Source organism: Burkholderia gladioli, from assembly GCF_000959725.1.
GTDB classification, from domain to species: domain Bacteria; phylum Pseudomonadota; class Gammaproteobacteria; order Burkholderiales; family Burkholderiaceae; genus Burkholderia; species Burkholderia gladioli.
This window is the reverse complement of sequence record NZ_CP009322.1, coordinates 76,861-103,141: the sequence shown is the minus strand read 5'-3', so window position 1 is coordinate 103,141 and position 26,281 is coordinate 76,861. Positions and strand designations below refer to the sequence as shown.

The following is a 26,281-nucleotide window of genomic DNA, read 5'->3' as shown; positions in this document are numbered from 1 at the left end:
ACGATGGGGATTCGATCCGCCGGAGCGCCTTGCCGCCGGGCGCTCCGGTTTCGGTCTGGCGCCATGCGGCGCGCCGTTGCGCTACCTGGCCGGAATCGGCGAGTCGGAAAAGCTCGTGACGTCGGGCCCGTATTGCAGCGTGGCCACCGAGCGGCGTAGCACGCCGTAGTCGACGGTTTGGCCCTGGGCGTCATGCGCCTGCCCGCGCCAGAACACCTGGCCGGCGGCGGGCACCGCATCCTTGAGCAGGTCGTTCACCTTGCGCTCCCAGGTATAGCTGTCCAGCAGCGCATTGTCGTTCCACACGGCGATCTGGCCGCCGCTCGGCGCGTTGGCGCCCGTGGCCTGGCTCCATTTGGCGTACAGCGTGTCGCCCTTGATGCCGTCCGGATTGAAGTAGCTCGGGCCGAACGGCACGATGTACCAGTCGCCGTAGGATTCGGTCCACTGGTAGCCCTTGTCCGCCCAGTTGATCGAGGCCTCGCTGCCCCAGTTGATCCAGCGCTGGATGATGAAGGACTTGTCGAGCCGCGGCAGGTAGCTCGCGTCGCCCCACATCTCGACGCGCTTGTGCTTCGACTGCAGGAACCTGCCGAGCTGGTTCAGGTAGTCGACCTGGCTCGCCGTGGTGATGCTGCCCGAGTTGACATTGACCTCGTCGCCGCCGATATGCACGGTCGAGGACCGGAACCAGGGCAGGAATTCACCGAACACCGACTCCACGTACTGCAGCGTTGCCGGCTTGGTCGGGTCGATGGTGCCGCCGGGCGGCGTATCGCCGACATAGGCGATCGCGGGATTGGCCGCGGCGAAGGCGCCGGCATGCCCCGGCGTGTCGAATTCCGGCACGATCCGCACGTGATGGGCGGCGGCGATCGTCTCCAGCTTGTCCCAGTCGTCGCGCGTATAGACCAGGCCATCGGCGGGCACCAGGCCGGCGAATTCCGGCTTGTCGCTCTTCAGGCGGAAAGCGCGCAAACCCCAACTGCCGTCCTTCGCCTTGGCCTGGTCGTTCAGGTGCAGGTGCAGCGTGTTGAGCTTGTACCAACCCATGAAGCGCAGGTAGGCCGCAAGGAAATCGACGCTCGCGTACTTGCGGCCGACGTCGAACATGATGCTGCGCTCCGCGTAGCGCGGCACGTCCACCGCGAAGCCACGCGCCACCCGCAGATGCGCGCCCGCGGCGGCGCCGTCCAGCGAGAGCATCTGCAGCAGCGTCTGCGTCGCGTAGAACACGCCAGCCGCGCCCTTGGCGCGCAGCACCGCGTGGTCCTCCAGATCGAGGCTGTAGCCTTCCTCGCCGAGCTGGGCGGCGCTCGCTCCGCAAGGCGCGAGGCTCAGCACGATGTCCCCGGCGGCCGGCGTGGCCGCCCGGATCACGATCGGAAGAGCGAGACCGGACACGGTCTTCAGTTGTGCCTGGAACTGCGTGGCGGTATCCGCGAGCGCGGCCGCGTCGGCCGGGTCGACCAGGATCCGGCTGCCGGCATCGAAGCTCAGCGTGCCGTTGCCGCCGGTCCAGTCGCGCAAGGTGGGAATCACCATCGGCTTGGCATTGGCGCCGGCCGGCGCCTGCCCCAGCTCGGCCTCGCTGCAGGCCAGCGGGGCCGCCGCTGCCGGCCGGCTCGCGCCGGACGCGGCAAGCGCCGCGCCTTGGCCGCCAAGCGCGACCAGACCGCCGGCCAGCAGCATCGACAGCCAGGATGTCATCGAACGCGAAATACGCATCGGACCTTCCCTCTCTCTCAGGTTCATGGAGGCGACGGCCACGCTTCGAGGTGGCTTCGTTCGCGCGCACTACTTCGCAATGCGAAGCAATTCGGGTGCATTCACAACCAGCGGAAATCGCTTTCCGTCGACATCACGCGAGGCTTGCTTCGACGGGGAAACAGGCTGGATACGACAGCCGCGGCCCGCGAAGCCTGGCCTGCGAATGGCTCGTACCAGTTTGATACCAGCGTAACGTACACGCTTCGTTTTTCATTGGCAATGAAAAATCGACGGCACGGCCGGCAAGCGAGGAAGGTCGGCGCCGCCCCGGTGCGCCGCGGGATTCGGCACGCCGGGCGGCGGGCAACGACATTATGTTTCGACTCCGGGCCAATGCTCGCGCATCGTGCCCGGATTGATCACCGGGAGCAGGAAGTCCCGCATTCAGTGCGAGATCTTCTCGAGCGCGATGCCCTTGGTGCGGGGGCCCATCAGGCCGATCGAGGCCATCACGATCAGCATCGCGGCGGAGATGAAGGCGAACACGCCGGCCGTGCCGAAGCCGTTCAGCACCGAGGCGATCACGAACGAGGTGAAGATCGCCGAGAAGCGGCTCCACGAATAGACGAAGCCCACCGCGCGCGCGCGGATCGCGGTGGGGAACAGCTCGGCCTGATAGGCGTGGAAGCTGTAGGACATGATGTTGTTGGCGAGCGTGAGGCCGATGCCAAGCAGCACCAGCACGCCGGCCGTGCCGCTCTGGCTGAACAGCAGCCCGCAGACGATCGCGGCGCCCGCCATCGCCACGATCACGCTCTTGCGCTCGAAGCGGTCGCCGATCGCCAGGCCGATCAGCGGGCCGATCGGCGCGGCCAAGGCGATCAGGCTCGAATACATCAGGCTGGTGGTGATCGTGATGCCCTGCTTGATCAGCAAGGTCGGCACCCAGTTCGCGAAACCGTAGAAGCCGACGGTCTGGAACACGTTGAAGATCGTCATCATCACGGTGCGCTTGCGATACGGCGCCACCCACATGTCGCGGAAGCTGCCGCGCGCGATCACCGGCTCGCTCGGGCCCGGCGGCGGCAGCGGCCGGCCGTATTCGGCCTCGACCTTGCGCTCCAGCTCGCGCATCACCCGGTCGGCTTCCTCGAGGCGGCCCTGCTGGGCGAGCCAGCGCGGGCTTTCCGGCAGCGCGCGGCGGATCCACCAGACGAAGATCGCGCCATGCGCGCCGATCAGCACCACCCAGCGCCAGCCGTCCAGGCCGAGCGGCGCATGCGGCACCAGCAGGTAGGCGAGGAAGGCCACCACAGGCACCGCGCAGAAGCCGACCGCCTGCTCGCAGGCGAAGGCGCGGCCGCGGATCTCCTTGGGCACCAGCTCGGAGATGTAGGTGCCGATCGTCACCATCTCCACGCCGAGCCCGAGGCCGACCACGAAGCGCCAGAAGTTCAGGCCCGCGGCGCTGTCCTGGAAGGCCATCACGATGTTGGCGGCGGTGTACCAGAGCAGCGACCAGGTGAACACGGCGCGCCGCCCGAAGCGGTCGGCCAGGAAGCCGCAGGAGATGGTGCCGATGAACAGGCCCGCGAACAGCGCGGCGATGAAGCTCGCCACCCCGGTGGTGCCGAACAGGCCATGCGTGGAGGCCGAGAGGATGCCGCTCTTCACCAGGCCCGGCGCGACGTAGCCGCTGTAGAGCAGGTCGTAGAGCTCGAAGAAGAAACCGAGGCTCAGCAGCGCGACCAGCTTCCAGACGGTGCGCGTGGGCGGCAGGCGGTCGAGGCGCGCCGCGATCGCGCCGGCGTCGATGGGCGCCGCGGCGGTGAAGGCGGTAGATGAGGGTCGATCGGTGGAAGCCATGGCGGCGTGTCTCCGGTGCGGTCTTGTCGTCGCGACCGGCTCGCCTCGATACGGCGGCGGTCGGTCCGTCGCGCATTGTACCGGCTGGCCGAGCGGCCCGAGCGGCCCGAGCGGCCCGAGCGTGCCGAGCGTGCCGAACGCGCCGAACGCGCCGAACGCGCCGAACGCGCCGAACGCGCCGAACGCGCCGAACGCGCCGAACGCGCCGAACGCGCCGAACGCGCCGAACGCGCCGAACGCGGCAGGCGCGTCGCGCCCTGCCGCGCCGGATCGCTCAAGCGGCCTTCGCCGGCGCGGGCCGCTTCAGCAGGCCGATCAGCAGCGCCGTCGCCACGGTGCCGGCCACGATCGCCAGCGTATAGGTGCCCAGGTGCGTGACCGCGTTCGGGATCGGCAGCACGAAGATGCCGCCGTGCGGCACCTTCAGCTCGACGCCGGCCGCCATCGAGATCGCGCCGGTAATCGCCGAGCCGACGATGCACGACGGAATCACCCGCATCGGGTCGCGCGCCGCGAACGGAATCGCGCCCTCGGTGATGAAGGCGATGCCGAGCACGGCGGCCGCGTTGCCGGCCTCGCGCTCCTCGACGCCGAAGCGCGAGCGGAACAGCCAGGTGGCCAGCGCGATGCCCAGCGGCGGCGTCATGCCGGCCGCCATGGTGGCCGCCATCGGCGTATAGACCTGGCTCGCGATCAGCCCGGCGCTGAAGGCATAGGCGGCCTTGTTGACGGGGCCGCCCATGTCCACCGCCATCATCCCGCCGAGGATCGCGCCGAGCACCACCGCGCTGCCCGACTGCATCGAGCGCAGCCAGCCTTCCAGCGCATGCAGCGCCGCCGCCACCGGCGTGCCCACCACGTAGAGCATCAGCAGGCCGACGATCAGCGTCGACAGCAGCGGGATGATCAGCACCGGCTTCAGCCCTTCCAGGTTGCGGTGCAGCCGCAGGTGGCGATTGATCAGCAGTGCCGCATAACCGGCCAGGAAGCCCGACACGATGCCGCCGAGGAAACCGGCGCCGAGGCTCGCGGCCAGCATCCCGCCGACCATGCCGGGCGCGATGCCGGGCCGGTCCGCGATCGAGTAGGCGATATAGCCCGACAACGCCGGCACGATCAGCGCGAAGGCCGATTTCGCGCCGATCTGGAACAGCGACCAGGCCAGCGTGCCCTTGTGCGCGTCGTCGAAGGCGTAGATGCCGCCCAGCGCGAAGGACAGCGCGATCAACAGACCGCCCGCCACCACGAAGGGCAGCATGAAGGACACGCCCGTCATCAGGTGGCGATAGGCGCCGGGCGCCTTCGCGTTGCGGGCCTGCTTGGCCGCCGCGGCCTGGTCGGCCAGCGAGGCGCCGGCCGCGGACGCGGCGCCCGGCGCGGCGGCGTCGCGGCTCGCCTCGGCGATGGCGCGTTCGAGCAGCGCGGCGCCGCCGCTAATCGCGCCCTTCGTGCCGGTCTCGTAGAGCCGCTTGCCGGCGAAGCGCGATTTGTCGACCTGCGTGTCGGCGGCGATCACCACCAGGTCGGCCTCGGCGATCTGCGCCTCGCTGAGCCGGTTCTGCGCGCCCACCGAGCCCTGCGTCTCGACGTGGATCGCGTGGCCGAGCTGGCGCGCGCCCTGCGCGAGCCCCTCGGCCGCCATGAAGGTATGGGCGATGCCGGTCGGGCAGGAGGTGATCGCGACGATCTTCAGTGCACGCGCCGGTGCGGCCGTGTTCGCGGCCGGCCGCGTCGAAGCATCGGTTGCTTGCGCACGCATCGAAGCCGGTGGCACCGCGCCGTCCGCATCGGCCGCCGCGTGCGCGATCCGCGCCACCAACGCGTCGGCCTCGCGGATCGCGCGCTCGATCGAGACGCGATGGATCGCCTTGCCGGCGAATCGCGCCTCGTCGATGCCGGCCGTGTCGTCGGCGGCGATCAGCACCGCGTGCGCCGCGCCGATCTGCTCGGCCGTCAGCGGCGAGCCGATGCCCAGCGCGCTGCGCGTCTCGATCTCGAGCGTGCCGCCCAGGCGCCGCGCCGCGCGCAGCAGGGCCTGCGCCGCCATTGCCGGCGCGGCGCTGCGCTCCGGCGCCGCCACCAGTCCAATCAGTCTTTCCATGATGTCTCCGCTGCCGCGCCGCCCGCGCGGGGTCGCGCGGCGCCGTCGGCCGCGATCGTGAAGGTATCGAGTTCGACGCGCGCCGCATGCGCGTCGAGCGTTGCGTGATCCGGCAGATGCGGGCCGACGCGCGCTAGCTTGGCCGCCGCGAAGGCGCTCGCGCGGCGCCCGGCCTCGGCCCACGCGCGGCCCTCGACCAGGCTCGCCACCAGCCCGGCGACGAAGGCGTCACCCGCGCCCACCGTGCTGGCCACCGGCACCTGCAAGGGCGCCGCGTGAAAACCGTCGAGTTCGGCCGAGCCGGTCGTGCAGAGGCCGAATGCGCCCTGCTCGCCGAGCGAGACGGCGACATGGCGTATGCCGCGCGCCACCAGCTCGCGCGCCGCCTCGAGCAGGGCCTCGCGGCTGTCCAGCGGCCGGCCCAGCGCCGCCGCCAGTTCCTCGCGATTGGGCTTGACCAGGTCGGGCAGCTCGAGCGGATCGCCCGAGCCCAGCACCGCGGCCAACGGCGTGCCGCTGGTATCGAGCGCGACGCGCGCGCCCGCCTCGTGCAGCGAGCGCGTGGCGCGGCGATAGAAGTCCGCGTCGATGCCGGGCGGCAGGCTGCCGGCCAGCACGAACCAGCGCCCCGGCGCCGCCAGCGAGGCGAGCCGCACCTCCAGCGCCGCCAGGTCCTGCGCCGTGGCGCGCGCGGTGGCGAGATTGATATCGGTGGTCTGGCCGCGCGCCGGATCGACCAGCTTGACGTTGGTGCGCGTGCGCCCGGCGATGCGCACGAAACGATCGTCGATGCGCTTGCCGGCGAACATGGTCTCGAAGGCCTCGCTGCCCTCGCGGCCGAGCAGGCCCGTGGCGATCGTGGCGATGCCGTAGTCGGCCAGGCAGCCGGCGACGTTGACGCCCTTGCCACCCGCGTTGATCTCGAGCGATTCGGCCTGGTTCACGGCGCCCAGCGCGAGGCCGGCCACGCGCACGGTCTGGTCGAGCGCGGGATTCGGCGTGACGGTCACCACCACGGGCGCGGCGTTTGTCGCCGATCGGATCGTGATGCTCATGCGGCCGCCTCGTCCCGGGTCTCGCCGGCCGGGCCGACTTCGCCGCCGTCGAGCGCGCGCACGGCGTCGACATCGGCGGCATCGAGCGCGCGACGCGCCAGCGCGCGCAGCGCATCGAGCCGCGAGGCGCGCAGCCGCGTCTTCACGGCCGGGATATCGCGCACGCTCATCGACAGCTCGTCGACGCCCAGCCCTGCCAGGATCGCCGCGCCCAGCGGCTCGCCGGCCAGCCCGCCGCACACGCCGACCCACTTGCGATGCCGGCGCGCGCCGTCCACCGTCTGCGCGATCATGCGCAGCACGGCCGGATGCAGGCTCTGGGCCATCCGCGCCAGTTCGGGATGCTCGCGATCGATGGCCAGCACGTATTGCGTGAGGTCGTTGGTGCCGATCGAGAAGAAGTCGACGAGCTCGGCGAAATGGTCGGCCAGCGCCGCCGCCGAGGGCGTCTCCACCATGATGCCGAGCGGCACCTTGGGCGCGTCGAGCTCGGCGCGCACCGTCTCGGCCAGCGCGATCGCCTGGCGCGCCTCGTCGAGCGTGGACACCATCGGGAACATGATCCACAGCGGCCCGTGCATGGCGGCGCGATAGAGCGCGCGCAACTGCGGCACGAACAGCTCGGGCCGGCGCAGGCACAGCCGCAGCCCGCGCACGCCGAGGAAGGGATTCGATTCGTGCGGCAGGTTCAGGTAGGGCACCTGCTTGTCGCCGCCGATGTCGAGCGTGCGGATGATCAGGTGCCGCCCGCCGCTGGCTTCCACCATCTGCCGGTAGCAGGCGTATTGCTCCTCCTCGTCGGGCGCGTCGTGGCGCTCCAGGAACAGGAACTCGGTGCGCATAAGGCCGACGCCGTCGGCGCCGTTCTCGATCGCCGCCTTCACCTGCGCCGGGCGCGTGATGTTCGCGCCGATCTCCAGCACATGGCCGTCGAGCGTGGCGGCCGGCAGCGCGCGATTGGCGGCCGCGCGGTGCTGCGCCTCGACGAAGCGGCGCTGCGCCTCGGCCGCGCGCTCGCGATCGGCCGCCGACACGCCGGCATAGAGCCGCCCCGCGTTGCCGTCGAGCACCACGTGCTCGCCGTCGCGCAGCGCCAGCAGCGCGGCCCCGCAGGCCACGGCCGCCGGCACGCCCATCGTGCGCGCCAGGATCGCCGTGTGCGAGGTCGGGCCGCCGGCCACGGTACAGAAGCCGAGCGTGACGGCCGGGTCGAGCTGGGCCGTGTCGGAAGGCGTGAGGTCCTCGGCGATCAGGATCGCCGGCGCGCCCTGCCCGGCGCCGTCGCCCGACACATCGGCCGAACCCTCGACGTCGGCATCGCCGAGATGGCCGAGCACGCGGCGCGCGACATCGCGCAGGTCGGCGGCGCGCGCCGCCAGCAGCGGGTCGGGCAGCGCGGCCAGCTTCGCCGCCTGCTGCTCGGTGGCGCGATGCCAGGACCAGGCCAGCCCGTGCCCGTCGACCACCCGCCGCGCCGTCTCGTCGAGCAGCGCGGCGTCGTCGAGCAATTCGCGCTGCGCCGCGAAGATCGCGCCCTCGGCCTCGCCGAGCCGCGCGCCGGTCTCGCGCGCCAGTGCCTCGAGTTCGCGGGCGGTGCTCGCCAGCGCCGCCTCGAGGCGAGTGGCGGCGTCGAGCGGATCGTCGGCGCGGTCCTCGATCTGGAGCGTGCGCGAGCGCATCAGGCGCACCGGCCCGGCCACGAAACCGGGCCCGGCGCCGACGCCCTCGATCACCGTGGCCGGATCGCGCGGCGTCCACAGCGCCGGCTGCGCCTGCTGGCGGCGCAGCTTCGCCGCGTCGGCGCGCGCGTGCTCCTCGGCCGACAGGGCCTCGATGGTCCGCTTCAGCGCGGCCAGCGCCTCGGCCGCGTCGACGCCCTGCGCCGACAGCACCAACTCCGCATTCGCGGTGGCGCCCAGTTGCAGCAGGCTGACGAGGTTCTTCGGATCGGCGACGCTATCGCCGTGACGCACGCGCAGCGCGGCCTGGAAGCGTTTCGCGCTGGCCACCCAGGCGCTGGCGGGGCGCGCATGCAGGCCATGCGGATAGTCGAGCACCAGCTCGACGCGCTCGGCGTAGTCGGCCGGCGTAGCATGGACGATCGCGGCCGAGCCGGCGGCGGGCGCCGCGCCGGCATCGCCGTCGAGCACGTTCACGATCGCCAGCGGATCGCGCGTGGCGAGCAGTTCCGCCAGGCGTGCCGGATCGCCGATCAGGCGCGTCAGCCGCTGCAGCAGCACGATGTGCTGGTCCGATTGCGCGGCGATCGCGACCACCAGGCGGGCGCGCTCGCCGTCGCGCCATTCGACGCCATCGGGCAGTTGCAGCACGGCCACGCCGGTGCGGCGGATCAGGTGACGGTCCTCCTGCAGGCCATGCGGGATCGCCACGCCATGGCCGAGATAGGTGTTCGACACCTGCTCGCGGCCGTGCAGGCTGGCCACGTAGGCCGGCTCGATCACGCCGGCCTCGACCAGCAGCGCGCCGGCCTGGTCGATCGCATCGTGGCGGGAGGCGGCCCGGGCGGCGAGCCGGACCTGCCCCGCGGTAAGCAAGGACGACATCGCGTCTCCTGACGATTCGTTGGAATGGGCGTATTGGAATCGATACCACTTTTGCCGTCAAGCCGGGCCGGAGAATTGAAAATCGGCTGAAATTCGCGGCAAGCCCCGCTAGAATGCGCAGGCACGCCTGTTTCCGGGCCTCGGCGGCGGTTCAGGGCCGCCGCCGAGATTCCGCTGAATCAGGGTATCTCCCGATCCAGACACTGAAATCGATACCAGTCGATATGGCACTACGCATCAAGGATGTCGCCGAGGCGGCCGGCGTGTCGGTCACCACCGTCTCGCGCGTGCTGTCCAACAACGGCCCGGTGCGCGACAGCGTGCGCCGGCGCGTGCTCGAGGTGATCGAGCGGCTCGACTACCGGCCCAACGCGGCCGCGCGCCGGCTGCGCTCGGGCGACACGGCCACCATCGGCCTGATCGTCTCCGACGTGCGCAACCCCTTCTTCACCGAGGTCAGCCGCGCCGTGGAGGATGCCGCCTACGCGCAGGGCATGCGCGTGATCCTCTGCAACACCGACGAGAACCCCGAGAAGGAGGCGATGTACCTGCGCCTGATGGCCGGCGAGCGCGTCACGGGCGTGATCTATTCGCCGACCCACGCGGCCGCGCAGCGGTTCGACGCGAGCGCCTACGCCTTCCCGGTGGTGATGATCGATCGCGCCGGGCCGCCCGGCACCGCCGACGCGGTCACGCTCGACAACCGCGACGCGGCAGGCAGGCTGGTCGAGCACCTCATCGCGCGCGGTCATCGCCGAGTGGCGGGGCTGTTCGGCAATGCCAGCACCACCGGCCGCGAACGGCACGCGGCCTTCCTCGACGCGCTGGCCCGCCACGGCCTGGAAGGGCGCGCCGAATTCGTCGAGCCGAACGCGGAAACCGCGCGCCAGCGCGTGGGCGCCTGGCTGGGCGAGGCCGCCGCGGCGGGAAGGCCCGAGGCGATCGTGGCCAGCAACGGCCTGCTGCTGCTCGGCGCCTACCGCGCGCTGCGCGAGGCCGGCGCGCGCGTGCCCGAGGACCTCGCGCTGGCCGGCTTCGACAACGACGCCTGGACCGACCTGGTCACGCCCGGCGTGACCGTGATCGCGCAGCCCGTCTACGAGATCGGCAAGAACGCCATGCAGTTGCTCACGCAACGGCTGGCGGAGCCGGCGATGTCGGCGCGCACCCTGGTGCTGCCGGGGGAATTGATCGTGCGGGGCTCGACGGCGGCACGCGGCGGCGCCTGATGCCGCCGGCGCCGTTCCACCGCGCGGGATGCGCAAGATGGATGGAAGGCGCGCGCCGCTCGCGACGCGCGCCGACGGGAGCCCCGGCCGCGCTCAGACGTCGAACTTCACGCCCTGCGCGAGCGGCAGCTCGCGGCTGTAGTTGATGGTGTTGGTGGCGCGGCGCATATAGGCCTTCCACGCATCCGAGCCCGATTCGCGGCCGCCGCCGGTTTCCTTCTCGCCGCCGAAGGCGCCGCCGATCTCGGCGCCGCTGGTGCCGATATTGACGTTGACGATGCCGCAATCGCTGCCGGCGGCCGACATGAACTGCTCGGCCTCGCGGATGTCGTTGGTGAAGATCGACGAGGACAGTCCCTGCGGCACGCCGTTGTGCAGCGCCACCGCCTCGTCGAGCGCATCGTATTCGAGCACGTAGAGGATCGGCGCGAAGGTCTCGCGCTCGACCACCGCCGATTGCTTCGGCATCCGCACGATCGCGGGACGCACGTAGAACGCCTCGGCGCCGGCCACCTCGACCCGCTCGCCGCCCGTCACCACCCCGCCCTGCTCGCGCGCATCGGCCAGCGCCGCCTGCATCGCGTCGAAGGCCGCGCGGTCGATCAGCGGGCCCACCAGGGTGCCCGCGTCGAGCGGATCGCCCACCTTCACCGAGGCGAAGGCCTTCTCCAGGCGCGGCAGCAACGCGGCGGCCACCTCGCGATGCACGATCAGCCGGCGCAGCGTGGTACAGCGCTGCCCGGCCGTGCCGACCGCCGCGAAGGTCACGGCGCGCACCACCAGGTCGAGATCGGCGCTCGGCGCGACGATCATGCCGTTGTTGCCGCCCAGCTCGAGGATGCTGCGCGCGAGCCGCGCGCCGAGCACCTTGGCGACCTCGATCCCCATCCGCACGCTGCCGGTCGCGCTGACCACCGGCACCTTCGGCGAGGCGGTCAGCACTTCGCCCACCTCCCGCCCGCCGATCACCAGCTGGCTCAGGCCCTCGGGCGCCACGCCGGGATGCTCGGCCTCGAACTCGCGCACCGCGCGGGCGAACAGCGCATCGCAGGCGATCGCCGTCAGCGGCGTCTTCTCCGAGGGCTTCCAGACCACCGGATCGCCGCACACCAGCGCCAGCGCCGTGTTCCAGGACCACACCGCGACCGGGAAATTGAAGGCCGAGATCACGCCGCACACGCCGAGCGGATGCCAGGTTTCCATCATGCGATGGCCGGGGCGCTCCGAGGCGATGGTCAGGCCATAGAGCTGGCGCGACAGGCCCACCGCGAAATCGCAGATATCGATCATCTCCTGCACCTCGCCCAGCCCTTCCGAGGCGATCTTGCCGGCCTCGAGCGTGACCAGGCGGCCGAGCGCGGCCTTGTGCTCGCGCAGCACGTTGCCGAAGCGGCGCACCAGCTCGCCGCGCAAGGGCGCGGGCACCGTGCGCCAGCGCGTGAAGGCGGCATGCGCGGCGTCGATCTTGCGCGTCACGTCGGCGGCGCTGTCGGTGGCGAGGGTGGCCAGCACGCTGCCGTCGAGCGGCGAGCGCGCCGTCAGCGCGTCGCCGCGCCAGGCGGCAAGCTCGACGCCGAGTTCGGCGAGCAGGGGCTGGATGGACAGGGAGGGAGTCGTCGTGGCGGTCATGATGGGTTGGCCATGTATGAGGGTTCGCGTGGATCCGTGCGGCGGCGCGGTGCATGCCGGCGCCGGGCACGGGGCGGACCGGGCGGCGGCGCGCTCCGGATAGGCGACGCGCGGCGCCGCCCGGTGACGATGCCGATCGGCAGAAGATACCAGAGCCCGCGCGCGAGGATCGGCTCGCGCCGACATCCCGACCCGCGCGTGTTTGCCCGATCTCGCCGGGCCGCCGCTCGCGGGTTAGGATGCCGGCACGTCCCGTTCCCGCGGAGTCGCGTCACGATGCAGAACTACTACGAAGCCAGCGTCACCCGCCCCGCCGCCGACGCGCCGCTGTCGGGCCGCGCCGAGGCGCGCGTTTGCGTGGTCGGCGGTGGCCTGGCCGGCCTTTCCACGGCGCTCGGGCTGGTCGAGCGCGGCATCACGGACGTCATCGTGCTCGATGCACAGCATGTCGGCCATGGCGCCTCGGGCCGCAACGGCGGTTTCGTGTTCGGCGGCTACAGCCTCGACAACGCCGAGCTGCTGGCCCGCCTCGGCCCGGTCGAAGCGCGCCGCCTCTATGGCCTCACCCTCGATGCGGTCGACCGGATCCGCGCGCGCGTGGCGCGCCATGGCATCGATTGCGAGCTGGTCGACGAGGGCGTGATCCTCGCCAACTGGTTCGCCGATCCGGCGCGGCTCGACGCGCCGCGCCGACTGATGAAGCAGGCCTTCGGGGTCGACTGGGAGCCGCTCGCCGCCGCCGAGCTGCAGCAGCGCCTGAAGACCTCGCGCTATCACGGCGGCCTGTTCGAGCGCAACGCCTTCCACTTCCATCCGCTCAAGTACGTGCTCGGCATCGCGCGGGCGCTCCGGCAAGGCGGCGCGCGCATCGCCGAACGCACGCCGGCGCTGTCGATCCGGCGGCGCGGCGCCGGAATGGTGGTGTCCACCGCCTATGGCGAGGTGCATGCGCAGGACGTGGTGTTCGCCGGCGGCGGTTACGCGCGCGGCGTGCATCGCCGCGTCGAGCGCGCGGTGCTGCCGATCGCCACCTACGTGATCGCCACCGAGCCGCTGGGCGCGCGGCTCGCCGATGCGATCGCCTGCCGCTCGGCCGTCTACGACACGCGCTTCGCCTTCGACTACTACCGCCCGATGGCCGACACGCGCATTGTGTGGGGCGGCCGCATCTCGATCCGCGAGCGCGGCCCCGAGGCGATCGCTCGGCTGCTCAAGCGCGACCTGGCGCTGGTTTATCCGCAGTTGCGCGACGTCGAGGTGCAGTTCGCCTGGGGCGGCTTGATGAGCTACGCGCGGCACAAGATGCCCCAGATCGGCCGCGACGCCGACGGCATCTGGCACGCGGTCGGCTTCGGCGGCCATGGCATGGCGCCGACCACGGTGGCCGGCGAGGTGCTGGCCGATGCGATCGCGGGGACCGCGCCGGTGCCCGCCGCGTTCGCGCATTTCGGGCTGGTGCCGGCCTATGGGCTGGCCGGGCTGGCGGCCGCGCAACTGACCTACAGCGCGTGGCAGGCGCGCGACGCGCTGGCGGCACAGCGGCGCTGAGCGGCAGGCGCCGCCGGTGCCGCGCGATCCCGGTCGGCGGCGTCTGGAAAGGGACGAGGCGCGGCCGCGATTGCCGGCCGGGGACGCGAACAAGCGCGGCAAGCCTCATCCCGGACGCGATACCGATGACAACGCGTCGGCTGGCTTTGCCCTGAGAGGTATACCCCCCTACCCTATCTAGAGTAAGATGACGCCCTGACGTATTCAGAGGGTATCGATCGTGAGCCACACGATTCGCGAAAAACAGAAACTGCTGAACCGGATCCGCCGCATCAAGGGGCAGGTCGAGGCGATCGAGCGCGCGCTCGTGGAGGAGCGCGGCTGCATGGATGTGCTGCAGCTCGTCACCAGCACCCGCGGCGCGATGAACGGCCTGCTGGCCGTGGTGCTCGAGGATCACATCCGCACGCACCTGGTCGACGCGCAGCCCGACCACGGGCACGGCAGCGGCACCGAGCAGTTGGTCGAGATCATCCACAGCTATTTCAAGTAAGGGGCGAGCATGGGCAGAACCAATCAGTCCGCCGCCGGCGCGCGGCACGAGCATGTATTCCTCGGCGAGTCTCACCGGGACAACGAACGCAGGACCTGGATGGTGATCGCGCTGTGCGGCGCGATGATGGTGGCGGAGATCGTCGGCGGCAGCCTGTTCGGCTCGCTGGCGCTGGTCGCCGACGGCCTGCACATGTCCACCCATGCCGGCGCCATGCTGATCGCCGCGCTGGCCTACACCTATGCGCGCCGCCACGCCACCGACCGGCGCTTCGTGTTCGGCACCGGCAAGCTGGGCGACCTGGCGGGCTTCAGCAGCGCGATCGTGCTCGCCATGATCGCGCTGCTGATCGGCTACGAGGCCGTCGCGCGCTTCTTCGCGCCGGTGCCGATCCACTTCGGCGAGGCCATCCCGATCGCCGTGCTGGGGCTGCTGGTCAACCTCGCCAGCGTCTGGCTGCTGGGCGGCGGGCATCACGACCACGACCATGGCCACGCTCACGGTCATGCTCACGAACCTCACGGCGGACATCGGGATCATGACGATCACGATCACCACCAGGCTCCGGCCGCCACGCATCGCGATCACAACCTGCGCGCCGCCTACTTCCACGTGATCGCCGACGCGGCGGTGTCGGTGCTGGCCATCGTCGGCCTGCTGCTGGCGCGCGCCTTCGGCTGGCTGTGGATGGACCCGCTGGCCGGCGTGATCGGCGCGCTGGTGATCGCCAACTGGTCGTGGGGCCTGATACGCGACACGGGCGGCATCCTGCTCGACATGGATCCCGGCCAGCGCATGGCCGAGAACGTGCGCCACGTGATCGAGGACCAGGGCGATACCGTGCTCGACCTGCATGTCTGGCGCGTCGGCCCCGGCCACATGAGCGCGATCGTCTCGGTGGCCACCCGCGAGGCGCGGCGCGACCCGGGCTTCTATCGCTCGGCGCTCGCGCGCTTCCAGGATCTGTCGCACCTGACGATCGAGGTCAACGCGGCCCCCGCCGGAGCCTGAGCGATGGCGGTCAAATCGCCTTGCGTCGAGATCTGCAGGTTCGACGGCAAGACCGGGCTCTGCATCGGCTGCCTGCGCACGCGCGAGGAAATCCGGGGCTGGAACAAGATGACGGACCACCGCCGTCATCAGGTCATCAACGAGAGGGCGCGCCGACAAGCCAGGCTGGCGCGCCCGGCGCCGCCCGCCAAGGGCCAGGGCTGAGCCGGCCTCGCGGCCGAGGCGGGCCGCTTAGCGAGTCAGCGTCAGGCGGCGCACCGCCACCACGCTCGTGCTGCCGTCCTCGCGCCTGTCCTGCGAGTAATTCCCCACCTTGAAGTACACCGGGATGTCGCGCCACGAATCGGCCGCGTATTGGAAATCGCGCGCCGCCCGGGCCGTGCCGCTGCTCACCTCGACCGACACCGTGTCGCCCACCAGGCGCAGGCGGCAGTCGATCGGCGCGCCCAGCGGCACCTGGCGCAGCAGGGGAATCCGTTGCTCCGGGTCCCCGTAATGCGGCTTGACGCCCATCACCACGTCGCCGTTCAGCCAGCGCAGCTTCAGGGCCTCGGAGCCGCCTGCCTTCTCGCCGTGGATCTGCGCGAAGATCAGGCTGCCGGTGGCCGGCTCGGCCATCACGCGCAGCTCGATGCTCTCGGCATGCACTTGCTGGCTGGCCGGGTCCATCATCCAGCTTCCGCTCTCGCGCAATTCGACGCGCGGATACTCCGAATTCGCCGAATGTCCGGCGCCGGACGGCACGCGGAACATCATCTCGCCGGTACCGCCGTCGGTGAAGAAATAGGCATCCTGATAAGTGCCCACGGGCTCGACTTCCCTGAACCGGCGCTGCTCGTCGAGCGTCTGCAGCCGATAGGACGAAAGATCGAGATTCTGCCCCGGGGCGAGACTCGGCGAGAGCGGGCCGGCATGGGCGATGCAGCTCCAGCCGAGCAGCGGGATCCATGGGATTCGGGAGGCCTTCATGCGGGATTCGAGCGCGACGGAATGGGGGAAAGCGATCATGACACCGCCGCTGCGGCGCACGCGAAACGCGCCCCGGAACCGCGCCGGAGCGCCGGAACCCGCGTGCTAGAATGCGCCGGATCCAGCCGCCGACACAATCACATGAAACAAGGTAGCAACACCGACGCGCCCGGCGAGGGCGCGCAGCCGGCCCGCGGTACGCGCCGCGACGAATCCCGTCGCAAGTACGACCCGGAGCAGACCAAGCGCAACATCCTCGAGGTCGCGACCCAGGAGTTCTCGGCGATGGGCCTCACGGGTGCGCGTGTCGACGCGATCGCGGAACGCACCAACACCACCAAGCGGATGCTCTACTACTACTTCGACAGCAAGGAAGGGCTGTACGAGGCGGTGCTGGAGAAGGTCTACGGCGACATCCGCGCGCTCGAGCTCGAGCTGAACGTGGGCGAACTGCCCCCCGTCGAGGGCATGCGCCGGCTCGTCGAGTTCACCTTCGACTACCACGACCGGCATCGCGATTTCGTTCGCCTGGTGTCGATCGAGAACATCCATGGCGCGAAGTATATCGAGCAGTTGAAGTCCTTCAAGAACCGCAATGTCAGCATCATCAAGACCATCGAGGAACTGCTGGCGCGCGGCGTCGAGTCCGGCGATTTCCGCGCCGACGTCGACGCTTTCGACCTGCATCTGATGATCAGCTCGTTCTGCTTCCATCGCGTCGCGAACCGCTACACCTTCGGCGCCGCGTTCGGCCGCGATCCGTCGGCACCGCGCCTGCGCGTGCGGCATCGCACCATGATCGCCGACTGCGTGCTCGGCCATATCGCGCGCTGAGCCGTGCCTGGACGGCGCGCGCCTCGCGGCGCGGCGCCGTCGCCCCATCCCGCTCCCCGCCTCAGACGTCCCGCACCGGCGTCGCCAGCGCGATCCGCGCCTTCGCCTCCGGGCTGCCCTCGACAAAATACTTCCTCGCCCAGCGTGAATCGGGCTGCAGGTTCAGCCTCGGGTGCGCGTCGGCGTGCGTGGCGCCGCCGCTGCGCCTGGCCTCGATCGCCAGCGCCCGTGCGCGGTAGTGCTCGTAGAGCCGCAGGAATTCGGCCAGATAGGTGCCGGCGATGCGGCGGTCACGGATCTCGAGCAGGTTCTCGTCGTTGTAGTGCTCCGAGTTCGAGCTCATGTTGGCCGAGCCCGTGTAGACGATCGGATTCTCGCCCTCGGCATCGATCACGATGAACTTGTGGTGGATCACCACCGGCGGATACGGCGGCGCGGCCTCGCCCGGGAATACGCGCATCTCGGGCTCGAAGCCCTCGGGCACGGTGGCCGGCGAGAAATACTCGGCGTCGATCACGTCGCGCTGCTCGCGGCTGCGATGGTAGAGCGAGAGGTTCGCGAGCTGCGAGCTGTTCAGCGTCTTGCCGTCCTGCTGGTTCGCCTCGGCGGCCTGCGCGCCCTTCACGCTGATGCTGTTGACCAGGCCGAACATCATCCGCCCCGCGTCGCCGGCCGCGAAGCAGGCATCGCGCAGCGGCGCGTCGGTCGGCATGAACAGGCAGAACACCACGGAATGCCGGGCGGCCTGGATCGCCGCCACGATCGTGTCGATCTCGGTGCGCTGCTTGCCGGGTTCGGGCGAGAAGGCCACGCGCACGCTCGCGCTGCCGACCCGGGCCGGCTCGGACCAGCCGTGGCTCAGCTTCGCCGTGTCGGCGATCGAGGGATTGGCGGCCAGCGAGCGCGCGCGATCGTTGTAGAGCCCGGCCAGGATCGCCGAGTCGAAGCTGTGCAGCACGTTGGCCTGCTCGGTGATGCCCTCGGTGGTGAAGTTGGCCGAGCCGGTCAGCAGGCGAGCCGGCTGCGGATCGCCGTTTGCGGCATCGGTCACGATGAACTTGTCGTGCATGATGCGCGTGCGGTCTCGCGGCGCGAGGCTCGCGAGGTCCTTCAGCAGGTCGACGGCCGGCTGGTTCGGCGAGGGCAGCGGCGGCTTGCCGCCCGAGCGCTGGGTGAGGTGCGCGTCGTAGACGATCGCCAGCGCCTGCTTGCCATGCCGCTTGCCGAAGGCCTCGAAGGCCGGGATCGCCCACAGCGTGTCGGTCAGGTGATAGACGGCCGAAGCCGCGCGCGTGGCCGGCTCGAGCATCAGCTCGAACACCTGCTGCAGGTCGTTCGCCAGCCAGGTGCGCAGCGCCAGCGCCTGGGCGTCGCTGGGCTTGTCGTGCTGGCCCAGGCCGAGCGCCGCCACCTGCCGCGAGAAGGCCTGCGAGCTGACCACGGCACGGTTGAACCAGGTGCCGATGCCGTCCACCACGTGCTCGGGCAGCGTGATCGCGCAATGGCCGGCCTCGGCGTCGAGCACCTGCAACTGGTCGGGATGGCCGACCACGGGGTAGACGTCGTAACGGAACGACTGGCCGCGATCGGGCGGATCGATGCGCGCATCCCACCACATGAACTTCTGGATCGGCGCCTGGTCGGTGGGCGCGTCGCGCTGCGTGTCGGCCACCGGTCCGTCGAAGGTCAGCCGGTTGGGCAGCCAGCTGCTGGCCGCGCGCGTCTGGCCGTCGGTGCTGCGAAAGCCCGGCGTGCGACGGATCGCGAAACCCAGGAAGTCGTCGCGGCTCGCGGCTTGCGGCCAATCGAAGGCCAGCAGGACCAGGGTCGGGGACAGGTAACTGCGCACGGTGACGGACATCGGCTCGCTCCTCGGCTCGGTGGAGAGGCCAGTGTCGCGGGGCCGCTTGCCAGCGCAATGACGATGCGATGACGTTTTCGTGTCGATCGCATGAAGACGGGGTCGCGGGAGGACGCGCTCGATTGAGTGGCGGGTGGTGGGTAATCCACGCGGTGCTGCACCCGGCAGGCCCAGGGCGGCACGCCTTCAGGCGCCCGCCCATCGCACCTCACGCATCACACACGATCAATTCGATACCGCGCGCGGCGAAGGCGCGGCGCAGCGTCTTCTCGGGCGCACGATCGGTGACGAGGTAGCGCGTGCTCTCGATGCCGTTGATGCGCACCGGCGTGACGCGGCCGAACTTCGAATGGTCGGCCACCACCACCGCCGTGGCGGCCGAGGCGAGCATCCGGCTGCGCACCTCGGCGGCGATCCGCGAATAGTCGGTCAGGTCGCCGTCGGGCGTCACGCCGCCGGCGCCGACGAAGGCGAAATCGACGTGGTACTGGGCCAGTTGCTGGATCGTGTCGAGGCCGAAGGTGGCGTCCTCGTCGTCGGACAGCTCGCCGCCCAGCAGGGTCACGCGGTTCTCGTTGCGGCGCGCCAGCGCGAAGGCGATGCGCCAGTCGTTGGTATAGACCGTCAGGCGATGCCGGTCGGTCAGCGCCAGCGCCACCGCGTGCGTGGTGCTGCCCGAGTCGAGCAGCAGCGAGGCTCCGTCGGGCACGAAGTCGGCGGCGCGGCGGCCGATCGCCTGCTTGGCGTTGGCATTGGCGGCCTCGCGCTCCGACAGGCTGGGCTCGCGGCGGTCCGCCGCCAGCGCGCCGCCGTGCGTGGTGACCACCAGCCCGCGCGTGGCGAGCGCGTTCAGGTCGCGACGGATGGTCTCGCGCGAGACGCCGAGCGTGCGCACCAGTTCGGCGACCGACAGGGCGCCCGAACGGGAGAGTTCCGACAGGATGTATTGATGACGTTGTTCTGCAAGCATGAAACGGTCCGGGAACGCACCGAAAACCAGGGGCGGCCTATTGTAGTACGTGAACTTGACAGGACTGTGAGCATTCGGCAAGCCGTCCCCCCGGCCCCCGCGCTACCTGAAACGGTGTATTGCCAACGTCGCGTGAATCGGGCGCGATGGCGTTGCTACACTCCGGGCTTGTTGATCAGGCTTGTCCATGGAGCTCCCGATGTCCGAATCGCCCGCCGCCCTTGAAATCCGCTTCCCCGTAGAACGCCTCAACGACGGCGCCGGCGATCCCTACTGGATCGACCTGACGCTGGAGGAAGCGCGACGCCTGCACGCGCAACTGGCCGGCCGCCTGGGCCTGGCGCCGGCCGAGGGCGACCAGGTCTTCGCGCTCGGCTGAGCGAGCCGGGAGGCGAACCGCGCCGTCATGGCGCGGGTAAGGCGCAAACCACCGCCGCGCCCGCGCGCGAGCGCTCCGCGTTCACCGCGGCGCCGCCTCGATCCCCCCCCGCTTCATTCCCGCCTCGCATCCCTCTGCCTCGCTGCAGTTTTTGACAAGACGCCCGGCGCCATCGCGCCGATACTGCGCGCTTTCCTCCGCTGCGCCCCACCCGGCTTTCCCCGCATGTCCGCCTTGCTCGCCGCCGCCGCGTTCGTCGCGCTCTGGTCGACCGGTTTCATCGTCGCCCGCGCGATCCACCCTTACGCCGACCCGAATCTCTACCTGCTGGCCCGCTTCGGCGGCACCGCGCTGCTGTTCGCCATGATCGCGCTGGCCAGCCGGGCGCGCTGGCCGGCGCGGCGCGAATGGGGCCGCCAGTTGCTGGCCGGCGCGCTGCTGCAGGGTGTCTACCTCGGCGCCAGCTACTGGGCCGTGGCGCAAGGGCTGCCGGCCGGCGTGATGGCCCTGCTGGGCGCGCTGCAACCGCTCGCCACCGCGGTGCTGGCCGTGCCGCTGTTCGGCGAGCGCCTGCCCGCGCGCGGCTGGGCCGGGATGGCGCTCGGCGTGGCGGGCGTCGCGCTGGTGCTGGCGCCGAAGCTGGCCGCGCCGGGCGCGACGGCCACCGCACATGGCGCCGCAGGCGCCTCGGCCTTCACAGTGCTGGTGGCCGTGCTGTCGATCGCCTCGATCACGGCCGGCTCGCTATACCAGAAGAGCGCCGTGGCACGGACCGACCTGTGCACCGCGGTGGCGCTCCAGAACGCCGGCGCGGCGCTGGTCGCAGCCGCCTTCGCGCTGGCGCTCGGCGAAACGCACTGGCAGCCCGCGCCGACGCTCTGGCTCGGCCTAGCCTGGGGCATCGCGATGCTCTCGGGCGGCGCGATCGTGCTGTTCGTCTGGCTGCTGCGCCACGGCGGCGCCGCGCGCGCCACCTCGCTGATGTTCCTGGCGCCGCCGCTGGCCGCCCTGCAGGGCTACTGGCTGTTCGGCGAGACGCTCGGCGCGCTGCAACTGGCCGGCTTCGCGGTGGCGCTGGCGGGCGTGGCGCTGGCGCGCTGGTCGCGCTGAACGGGGCCACCCCGTGGCCCGCTTGCCCCCAACGCCAGCCCCGGGATCGCGCCGGCCTCGCGCGATTGCGCTTATGATGCGCGTCTGACCGATCCCCGTTCCGGAGAGCTACACCGTGATGACCCGTCCCGATTACGCCGCGCGGCAGCGCGCGATTGCCGCCGAACTGCTGGTGGCGCCTAGCTTCGACGCCGCCGAGGAGGCCGAGCGCCGCATCGGCTTCCTGGCCGACTACCTGCGCTCGACCGGCCTGTCCACCTACGTGCTCGGGATCAGCGGCGGCGTCGACTCGTCGACGGCCGGCCGTCTCGCCCAACTGGCCGTCGAGCGCCTGCGCGCGAGCGGCTACGACGCGCGCTTCATCGCGATGCGCCTGCCCTACGGCGTGCAGCGCGACGAGGAAGACGCCCAGCGCGCGCTGGCCTTCGTGGCCGCCGACGAGAACCTGACGGTCGACGTCCGGCCGGCCGCCGACGGCATGCTGGCCGCCACCGCCGCCAGCGGCCTGGTGTTCCGCGACGAGGCGCAACAGGACTTCGTGCACGGCAACATCAAGGCGCGCGAGCGCATGATCGCGCAGTACGCGGTGGCCGGCGCGCGGCGCGGCATCGTGATCGGCACCGATCACGCGGCCGAATCGGTGATGGGCTTCTTCACCAAGTTCGGCGACGGCGGCGCGGACATCCTGCCGCTGGCCGGCCTGACCAAGCGCCGCGTGCGCGCGGTGGCGCGCCACCTGGGCGGCGCCGACGCGCTGGTGATGAAGGTGCCGACCGCCGACCTCGAGGCACTGCGCCCGCTGCTGCCGGACGAGACCGCCTACGGCGTGACCTACGACCAGATCGACGATTTCCTGGAAGGCAAGCCGGTGGACGACCACGTCTACGAGACCGTGCTGCGCTTCTACGATGCGACGCGCCACAAGCGCGCGCTGCCGTACACGCTGCACGACTGGCCCGGCGCCGCCGCCTGAGCGCCGCGCCGTTGCTTCGACTCGATGGCTGGGAGCCTGGAAAGATGCTGATCGACTGGCATGCGGTGCTGACGGTGCTGTCCGTCTACGTGGTCGGGGTGGTGATCCCCGGCCCGAACTTCGTCGCGGTCGCCCACAAGGCGGCCTCCTCGACGCGCGCGGCCGCGCTCGCGATGGTGGGCGGCATCGTCTCGGTCAACCTGTTCTGGGCGAGCTGCGCGATCCTCGGCGTCGGCATCGTGTTCACCGCCTTCCCGTGGATCGCGATCGCCGTCAAGCTGCTCGGCGCCGGCTACCTGATCTGGTTCGGCTCGCGGCTGGTGCTGAACGCGAAGGCGGCGCCCTCGCCGGCCCCCGCCGCCGCCGAGGCGGCCGGCCCGGTCGATCATCGCCGCGCCTTCGTGCAGGGCGTCGCCACCAATATCGCGAACCCCAAGTCGATCGCCTTCTTCGCCGCCGTGTTCGCCTCGGCCACGCCCGCCCACGTCACCTGGCCGACCTTCGGCGCGATGCTGTCGATGGTGCTGGTGGTCGCCTCCTCGTGGTACGGCTTCGTCGCCGTGGTGCTCTCGCACCCGGAAGTGGCCAGCGCCTACCGGCGCGGCAAGGCCTGGGCCGATCGCATCTGCGGCGGCGTGATCGTCGCGCTCGGCCTGCGCCAGTTGATCCGCTGATCCGCCGGGCCAGCCCGGCCGGCGCCCGTCGCGGCGCCGGCGCGCGGCATCATTTGCGCATCACATCGCATCTCCGGGCGTCAACGAGCAGGAAACAATTGGCCGTCAAGGGTTCGAAAACGTAAATACAACGAAACATCCCGGCCGCGCCCGCATCGATTTCATGAAATCCCTTCACCGTCAGGCCTCCGGCGCGCTCTTGCGGGCAACGCAAGTCTGAGTTTCAGGGTTCCCGCCCGACCCGTTTTTCCCTCTACCTACACTCCGTCATCCGTCGCAAGACAGCCCGGATACGACCACCAATCAGGAAGGGGAAGCTCATGACAACCACTACGCTCCGGCACACCGCCCTCAGCATCGCGGCCGCCGTCACCACGCTGTTCGCCGTGACGGCCCACGCCCAATCGAGCGTGACGCTGTACGGCCTGATCGACGAAGGCCTCAACTTCACCAGCAACGCCGGCGGCCACTCGGCCTACCAGCTCGCCAGCGGCGACACCGGCGGCAGCCGCTGGGGCCTGAAGGGCAACGAGGACCTGGGCGGCGGCAACCACGCGGTGTTCCTGCTCGAGAACGGCTTCAACGTGAACACCGGCAAGCTCGGCCAGGACGGCAGCGAATTCGGCCGCCAGGCTTACGTGGGCCTGTCGTCGGACCACTACGGCACGCTCACGCTGGGCCGCCAGTACGACATCACCATCGACCCGCTCGGCTATACCTCGCTGACGGCCGCCGGCAACTGGGCCGGCGACGTGGCCACGGTGCCCTTCGACAACAACAACGAAGACTGGGATTTCCGCGTCAACAACTCGGTCAAGTACGTGAGCCCGACCTGGAACGGGCTGACCTTCGAGGCCATGTACGGCTTCAGCAACACCACCGGCTTCTCGAACAACCGGCTGTGGGGCGCGACGCTCAACTACCAGAACGGCGGCCTGACGGCGGCGGCCTCCTATCTGCGCATGAACAACCAGGGTTCGACGAGCACCGGCGCGGTCAGCTCGGGCGACCTGTTCAACGGCTCCTCGGAACAGAACATCGGCGCGGCCGTGTCCTATCGCTTCACCAAGGTGCTGGTGGCGGCCTCGTATTCGCACGTCGACGTCTACAACCCGACCAGCAACGTCTGGCTCAGCAACAGCGCGCTGCCGAACGGCGCGGCCTGGAACGCCTGGAAGTTCGACAACATCGAAGTCAATTCGCAGTACTACTTCAATTCGGCGTTCTGGCTCGGCGCGTCGTACACCTTCACGATCGCCCACCTGCACGCGCAGGACGGCGACTTCACGCCGAAGTACCACCAGCTCGCGCTGATGCTCGACTACGACCTCAGCAAGCGCACCTCGCTCTACGTGCAGGGCGCCTACCAGCACGCGGTGAGCGCGCATACCGGCACCAGCTTCGACGATGCGCAGATCATCGACGCCTCGGCCGGCGCCTCCTCGGGCGTGAACCAGACGGTGGTGCGGATCGGCATGCTGCATCGCTTCTAAGCCGGCAGCGCGGCGCTCCCCGCCTCGCGTGCGCGGGCCCGGTCATCCTCAGGGCCCGCGCCGCCCGGCCGATCGGCCGGGCGTTCCTGTTCATGAAGCGAGGATTTTTGATCGTCGCCGCGCTTCGGGTAGGCTTGCGCTTTCCGCGTTGACCGATCCCCATCATGCAACGACGCCGCTTCCTCGCTTCCCTGGCCTCCCTCGGCGCCGGCCTCGCCGCGAAACCGGGCGCGGCCGCCGCGGCCCTGCCCGTCGGCGCCGACGCCGATGCGCCGGCACGGCTCGACGCGAGCGCGGCGCTGGCGCACTACCTGCACCGGATCGACGCGATCGACCGGCGCGGCCCGCGGCTCAACAGCCTGATCGAACTGAACCCGGACGCGCGAGCGATCGCGGCCACGCTCGACGCCGAGCGCCGCGCCGGGCGCTTGCGCGGTCCGCTGCACGGCACGGCGCTGGTCATCAAGGACAACCTCGCGACCGGCGACCGGATGAGCACCACGGCGGGCTCGCTCGCGCTCGACGGCGTGCACGCCACGCGCGACGCGTTCCTGGTCGCGCGCCTGCGCGAGGCCGGCGCCGTGATCCTCGGCAAGACCAATCTCAGCGAATGGGCCAACATCCGCTCGACACGCTCGACCAGCGGCTGGAGCGGACGCGGCGGCCTCACGCGCAACCCGCACGCGCTGGACCGCAATACCAGCGGCTCGAGCTCCGGCTCGGCCGCGGCGGTGGCGGCCGGCCTCGCCGCGATGGCGATCGGCACCGAGACCGACGGCTCGATCACCTCGCCGGCCTCGATCAACGGCATCGTCGGCCTGAAGCCGACGGTCGGCCGCGTGAGCCGCGACGGCATCGTGCCGATCTCCTTCACGCAGGACACGCCCGGCCCGATGACGCGCACGGTGGCCGACGCGGCCCGGCTGCTGGCCGCGATCGCCGGCACCGACCCGCGCGATGCGGCCACCCACGACGCGCCGCCGCCCGACGACTACCTCGCCGCGCTCGATAGCCAGGCGCTGCGCGGCGCGCGGATCGGCGTGGCGCGCGAGTACTTCACCTCGCACGACGAGATCGACGGCGAGATCGAACGCGCGATCGCGCAACTGATCGAGCTGGGCGCAACCCTCGTCGATCCGATCGAGCTGCCCAAGCTGCATGTCGGCGACGAGGAAATGAGCGTGCTGCTGCACGAGTTCAAGCACGCGCTGCCGCTGTGGCTGGCGCAGTTCGCGCCGGCGGCGCCGATCAAGGACCTCGCCGGGCTGATCGCCTGGAACGAGGCGCATCGCGCCCGCGAGATGCCCTGGTTCGGCCAGGAGCTGTTCGTCCAGGCGCAGGCGCTGGGCGGGCTCGACAGCGAGGTCTATCGCAAGGCGCTGGCGAGCTGCGCGAAACAGGCGCGCGAGGACGGCCTCGACCACGCGTTCCGCCAGCACCGCCTCGACGCGATCATCGCGCCCACCGGCGGCACCGCCTGGCTGACCGACTTCGTCAACGGCGACAGCGCCGGAGACGGCTTCTCGCAGCCCGCCGCGGTAGCCGGTTATCCGCACCTGACGGTGCCGGCCGGCTTCGTGCGCGGCCTGCCGGTGGGGCTGTCCTTCGTCGGGCCGGCCTGGAGCGAGGCAAGGCTGCTCGCCTACGGCTACGCCTTCGAGCAGGCCACGCAATGGCGCCGCGATCCTTCGTTCCGCGCGCATTCGAGCGAGCCGCCGCTCGGCGAATCGATCTGAGCGCGGCCGGCGGCGCGAGCCTCGCGCGCGCCATCGGCCGCGATCGCCAACAAAAAAACCGGGCCTCGCGCGATGC

The 26,281-nt window shown here is 70.8% G+C and carries 21 protein-coding genes; 12 read left to right on the top strand and 9 right to left on the bottom strand.

What is annotated here, in order from left to right; all coding sequences use genetic code 11:
• Nucleotides 1-81 precede the first annotated feature (81 nt).
• The 5 genes from BM43_RS01795 to ptsP all read right to left on the bottom strand — a co-directional run bounded on the left by BM43_RS01795 (nt 82) and on the right by ptsP (nt 9,296).
• The gene (locus BM43_RS01795; RefSeq protein WP_036054290.1) at nt 82-1,728 is read right to left on the bottom strand and encodes a beta-N-acetylhexosaminidase; all 1,647 of its coding nucleotides are present in this window, start codon (nt 1,726-1,728) and stop codon (nt 82-84) included.
• A gap of 426 nt (nt 1,729-2,154) precedes the next feature.
• The gene (locus BM43_RS01790; protein WP_036054301.1) at nt 2,155-3,576 is read right to left on the bottom strand and encodes an MFS transporter; all 1,422 of its coding nucleotides are present in this window, start codon (nt 3,574-3,576) and stop codon (nt 2,155-2,157) included.
• Between the two features lie 274 nt (nt 3,577-3,850).
• Nucleotides 3,851-5,677, bottom strand: a complete 1,827-nt coding sequence (locus BM43_RS01785; protein ID WP_036054302.1) for a PTS fructose-like transporter subunit IIB — start codon at nt 5,675-5,677, stop codon at nt 3,851-3,853.
• Nucleotides 5,665-6,732, bottom strand: coding sequence for a 1-phosphofructokinase (gene pfkB / locus BM43_RS01780; RefSeq protein WP_042283981.1), 1,068 nt, complete (start codon nt 6,730-6,732; stop codon nt 5,665-5,667). Before pfkB ends, BM43_RS01785 begins: the two co-directional genes overlap by 13 nt.
• A complete protein-coding gene (gene ptsP, locus BM43_RS01775) occupies nt 6,729-9,296 on the bottom strand; it encodes a phosphoenolpyruvate--protein phosphotransferase (protein WP_036054303.1) in 2,568 nt (855 codons plus the stop codon). Before ptsP ends, pfkB begins: the two co-directional genes overlap by 4 nt.
• A gap of 224 nt (nt 9,297-9,520) precedes the next feature.
• Here ptsP and BM43_RS01770 point away from each other — a divergent pair, with 224 nt between their 5' ends.
• Nucleotides 9,521-10,525 carry a LacI family DNA-binding transcriptional regulator gene (locus tag BM43_RS01770; protein WP_013689404.1) on the top strand — a complete coding sequence of 335 codons (1,005 nt, stop codon included), beginning with the start codon at nt 9,521-9,523 and terminating at the stop codon, nt 10,523-10,525.
• A 93-nt stretch (nt 10,526-10,618) separates the two neighbouring features.
• On the opposite strand, the gene amaB is transcribed toward BM43_RS01770, so the two are convergent.
• Nucleotides 10,619-12,154, bottom strand: coding sequence for an L-piperidine-6-carboxylate dehydrogenase (amaB, locus tag BM43_RS01765; RefSeq protein ID WP_042283984.1), 1,536 nt, complete (start codon nt 12,152-12,154; stop codon nt 10,619-10,621).
• A gap of 276 nt (nt 12,155-12,430) precedes the next feature.
• Here amaB and BM43_RS01760 point away from each other — a divergent pair, with 276 nt between their 5' ends.
• The 4 genes from BM43_RS01760 (at nt 12,431) to BM43_RS01745 (ending at nt 15,410) form a co-directional block, all read left to right on the top strand.
• Nucleotides 12,431-13,702, top strand: a complete 1,272-nt coding sequence (locus tag BM43_RS01760) for an NAD(P)/FAD-dependent oxidoreductase (RefSeq protein WP_036054305.1) — start codon at nt 12,431-12,433, stop codon at nt 13,700-13,702.
• Nucleotides 13,703-13,922: 220 nt separating this feature from the next.
• Complete coding sequence (locus BM43_RS01755; RefSeq protein WP_013689401.1) at nt 13,923-14,195, top strand: metal/formaldehyde-sensitive transcriptional repressor; 273 nt, start codon at nt 13,923-13,925, stop codon at nt 14,193-14,195.
• A 9-nt stretch (nt 14,196-14,204) separates the two neighbouring features.
• Nucleotides 14,205-15,206 carry a CDF family Co(II)/Ni(II) efflux transporter DmeF gene (dmeF, locus tag BM43_RS01750; RefSeq protein ID WP_036054307.1) on the top strand — a complete coding sequence of 334 codons (1,002 nt, stop codon included), beginning with the start codon at nt 14,205-14,207 and terminating at the stop codon, nt 15,204-15,206.
• A gap of 3 nt (nt 15,207-15,209) precedes the next feature.
• The gene (locus BM43_RS01745; RefSeq protein WP_036054311.1) at nt 15,210-15,410 is read left to right on the top strand and encodes a DUF1289 domain-containing protein; all 201 of its coding nucleotides are present in this window, start codon (nt 15,210-15,212) and stop codon (nt 15,408-15,410) included.
• 27 nt (nt 15,411-15,437) lie between these two features.
• Here BM43_RS01745 and BM43_RS01740 read toward each other — a convergent pair whose 3' ends face one another.
• Nucleotides 15,438-16,175: a polysaccharide lyase family 7 protein gene (locus tag BM43_RS01740; RefSeq protein WP_052409092.1), complete on the bottom strand. Its 738-nt coding sequence runs from the start codon at nt 16,173-16,175 to the stop codon at nt 15,438-15,440.
• 141 nt (nt 16,176-16,316) lie between these two features.
• Here BM43_RS01740 and BM43_RS01735 point away from each other — a divergent pair, with 141 nt between their 5' ends.
• Entirely contained in the window at nt 16,317-17,009 is a 693-nt protein-coding gene (locus BM43_RS01735; protein ID WP_036054312.1) for a TetR/AcrR family transcriptional regulator, read from the top strand.
• Nucleotides 17,010-17,070: 61 nt separating this feature from the next.
• Here the strand turns inward: BM43_RS01735 and BM43_RS01730 are convergent, their stop codons facing one another.
• Together BM43_RS01730 and BM43_RS01725 are read right to left on the bottom strand one after the other, a co-directional pair.
• A complete protein-coding gene (locus tag BM43_RS01730; protein ID WP_036054314.1) occupies nt 17,071-18,870 on the bottom strand; it encodes a phospholipase D-like domain-containing protein in 1,800 nt (599 codons plus the stop codon).
• A 208-nt stretch (nt 18,871-19,078) separates the two neighbouring features.
• Nucleotides 19,079-19,840 carry a DeoR/GlpR family DNA-binding transcription regulator gene (locus BM43_RS01725; protein WP_036054316.1) on the bottom strand — a complete coding sequence of 254 codons (762 nt, stop codon included), beginning with the start codon at nt 19,838-19,840 and terminating at the stop codon, nt 19,079-19,081.
• A gap of 199 nt (nt 19,841-20,039) precedes the next feature.
• Here BM43_RS01725 and BM43_RS01720 point away from each other — a divergent pair, with 199 nt between their 5' ends.
• The 6 genes from BM43_RS01720 to BM43_RS01695 all read left to right on the top strand — a co-directional run bounded on the left by BM43_RS01720 (nt 20,040) and on the right by BM43_RS01695 (nt 26,205).
• Nucleotides 20,040-20,219, top strand: a complete 180-nt coding sequence (locus BM43_RS01720; RefSeq protein WP_025100711.1) for a hypothetical protein — start codon at nt 20,040-20,042, stop codon at nt 20,217-20,219.
• Between the two features lie 225 nt (nt 20,220-20,444).
• Complete coding sequence (locus BM43_RS01715) at nt 20,445-21,329, top strand: DMT family transporter (RefSeq protein ID WP_036054425.1); 885 nt, start codon at nt 20,445-20,447, stop codon at nt 21,327-21,329.
• Nucleotides 21,330-21,447: 118 nt separating this feature from the next.
• On the top strand, nt 21,448-22,302 hold the full coding sequence (gene nadE, locus BM43_RS01710; protein WP_025100713.1) for an ammonia-dependent NAD(+) synthetase: 855 nt from the start codon (nt 21,448-21,450) through the stop codon (nt 22,300-22,302).
• Nucleotides 22,303-22,346: 44 nt separating this feature from the next.
• Nucleotides 22,347-22,976 carry a LysE family translocator gene (locus BM43_RS01705; RefSeq protein ID WP_013689392.1) on the top strand — a complete coding sequence of 210 codons (630 nt, stop codon included), beginning with the start codon at nt 22,347-22,349 and terminating at the stop codon, nt 22,974-22,976.
• 320 nt (nt 22,977-23,296) lie between these two features.
• Nucleotides 23,297-24,469: a porin gene (locus tag BM43_RS01700; RefSeq protein WP_036054427.1), complete on the top strand. Its 1,173-nt coding sequence runs from the start codon at nt 23,297-23,299 to the stop codon at nt 24,467-24,469.
• Between the two features lie 164 nt (nt 24,470-24,633).
• Entirely contained in the window at nt 24,634-26,205 is a 1,572-nt protein-coding gene (locus tag BM43_RS01695; RefSeq protein ID WP_036054430.1) for an amidase, read from the top strand.
• Nucleotides 26,206-26,281: the final 76 nt, after the last annotated feature.

Bases quoted from the DNA above. Each gene is read 5' to 3' on its own strand.
- BM43_RS01795 (WP_036054290.1), bottom strand. From the start codon at position 1,728: ATGCGTATTTCGCGTTCGATGACATCCTGGCTGTCGATGCTGCTGGCC.
- BM43_RS01790 (WP_036054301.1), bottom strand. From the start codon at position 3,576: ATGGCTTCCACCGATCGACCCTCATCTACCGCCTTCACCGCCGCGGCG.
- BM43_RS01785 (WP_036054302.1), bottom strand. From the start codon at position 5,677: ATGGAAAGACTGATTGGACTGGTGGCGGCGCCGGAGCGCAGCGCCGCG.
- pfkB (WP_042283981.1), bottom strand. From the start codon at position 6,732: ATGAGCATCACGATCCGATCGGCGACAAACGCCGCGCCCGTGGTGGTG.
- ptsP (WP_036054303.1), bottom strand. From the start codon at position 9,296: ATGTCGTCCTTGCTTACCGCGGGGCAGGTCCGGCTCGCCGCCCGGGCC.
- BM43_RS01770 (WP_013689404.1), top strand. From the start codon at position 9,521: ATGGCACTACGCATCAAGGATGTCGCCGAGGCGGCCGGCGTGTCGGTC.
- amaB (WP_042283984.1), bottom strand. From the start codon at position 12,154: ATGACCGCCACGACGACTCCCTCCCTGTCCATCCAGCCCCTGCTCGCC.
- BM43_RS01760 (WP_036054305.1), top strand. From the start codon at position 12,431: ATGCAGAACTACTACGAAGCCAGCGTCACCCGCCCCGCCGCCGACGCG.
- dmeF (WP_036054307.1), top strand. From the start codon at position 14,205: ATGGGCAGAACCAATCAGTCCGCCGCCGGCGCGCGGCACGAGCATGTA.
- BM43_RS01745 (WP_036054311.1), top strand. From the start codon at position 15,210: ATGGCGGTCAAATCGCCTTGCGTCGAGATCTGCAGGTTCGACGGCAAG.
- BM43_RS01740 (WP_052409092.1), bottom strand. From the start codon at position 16,175: ATGAAGGCCTCCCGAATCCCATGGATCCCGCTGCTCGGCTGGAGCTGC.
- BM43_RS01735 (WP_036054312.1), top strand. From the start codon at position 16,317: ATGAAACAAGGTAGCAACACCGACGCGCCCGGCGAGGGCGCGCAGCCG.
- BM43_RS01730 (WP_036054314.1), bottom strand. From the start codon at position 18,870: ATGTCCGTCACCGTGCGCAGTTACCTGTCCCCGACCCTGGTCCTGCTG.
- BM43_RS01725 (WP_036054316.1), bottom strand. From the start codon at position 19,840: ATGCTTGCAGAACAACGTCATCAATACATCCTGTCGGAACTCTCCCGT.
- BM43_RS01720 (WP_025100711.1), top strand. From the start codon at position 20,040: ATGTCCGAATCGCCCGCCGCCCTTGAAATCCGCTTCCCCGTAGAACGC.
- BM43_RS01715 (WP_036054425.1), top strand. From the start codon at position 20,445: ATGTCCGCCTTGCTCGCCGCCGCCGCGTTCGTCGCGCTCTGGTCGACC.
- nadE (WP_025100713.1), top strand. From the start codon at position 21,448: ATGACCCGTCCCGATTACGCCGCGCGGCAGCGCGCGATTGCCGCCGAA.
- BM43_RS01705 (WP_013689392.1), top strand. From the start codon at position 22,347: ATGCTGATCGACTGGCATGCGGTGCTGACGGTGCTGTCCGTCTACGTG.
- BM43_RS01700 (WP_036054427.1), top strand. From the start codon at position 23,297: ATGACAACCACTACGCTCCGGCACACCGCCCTCAGCATCGCGGCCGCC.
- BM43_RS01695 (WP_036054430.1), top strand. From the start codon at position 24,634: ATGCAACGACGCCGCTTCCTCGCTTCCCTGGCCTCCCTCGGCGCCGGC.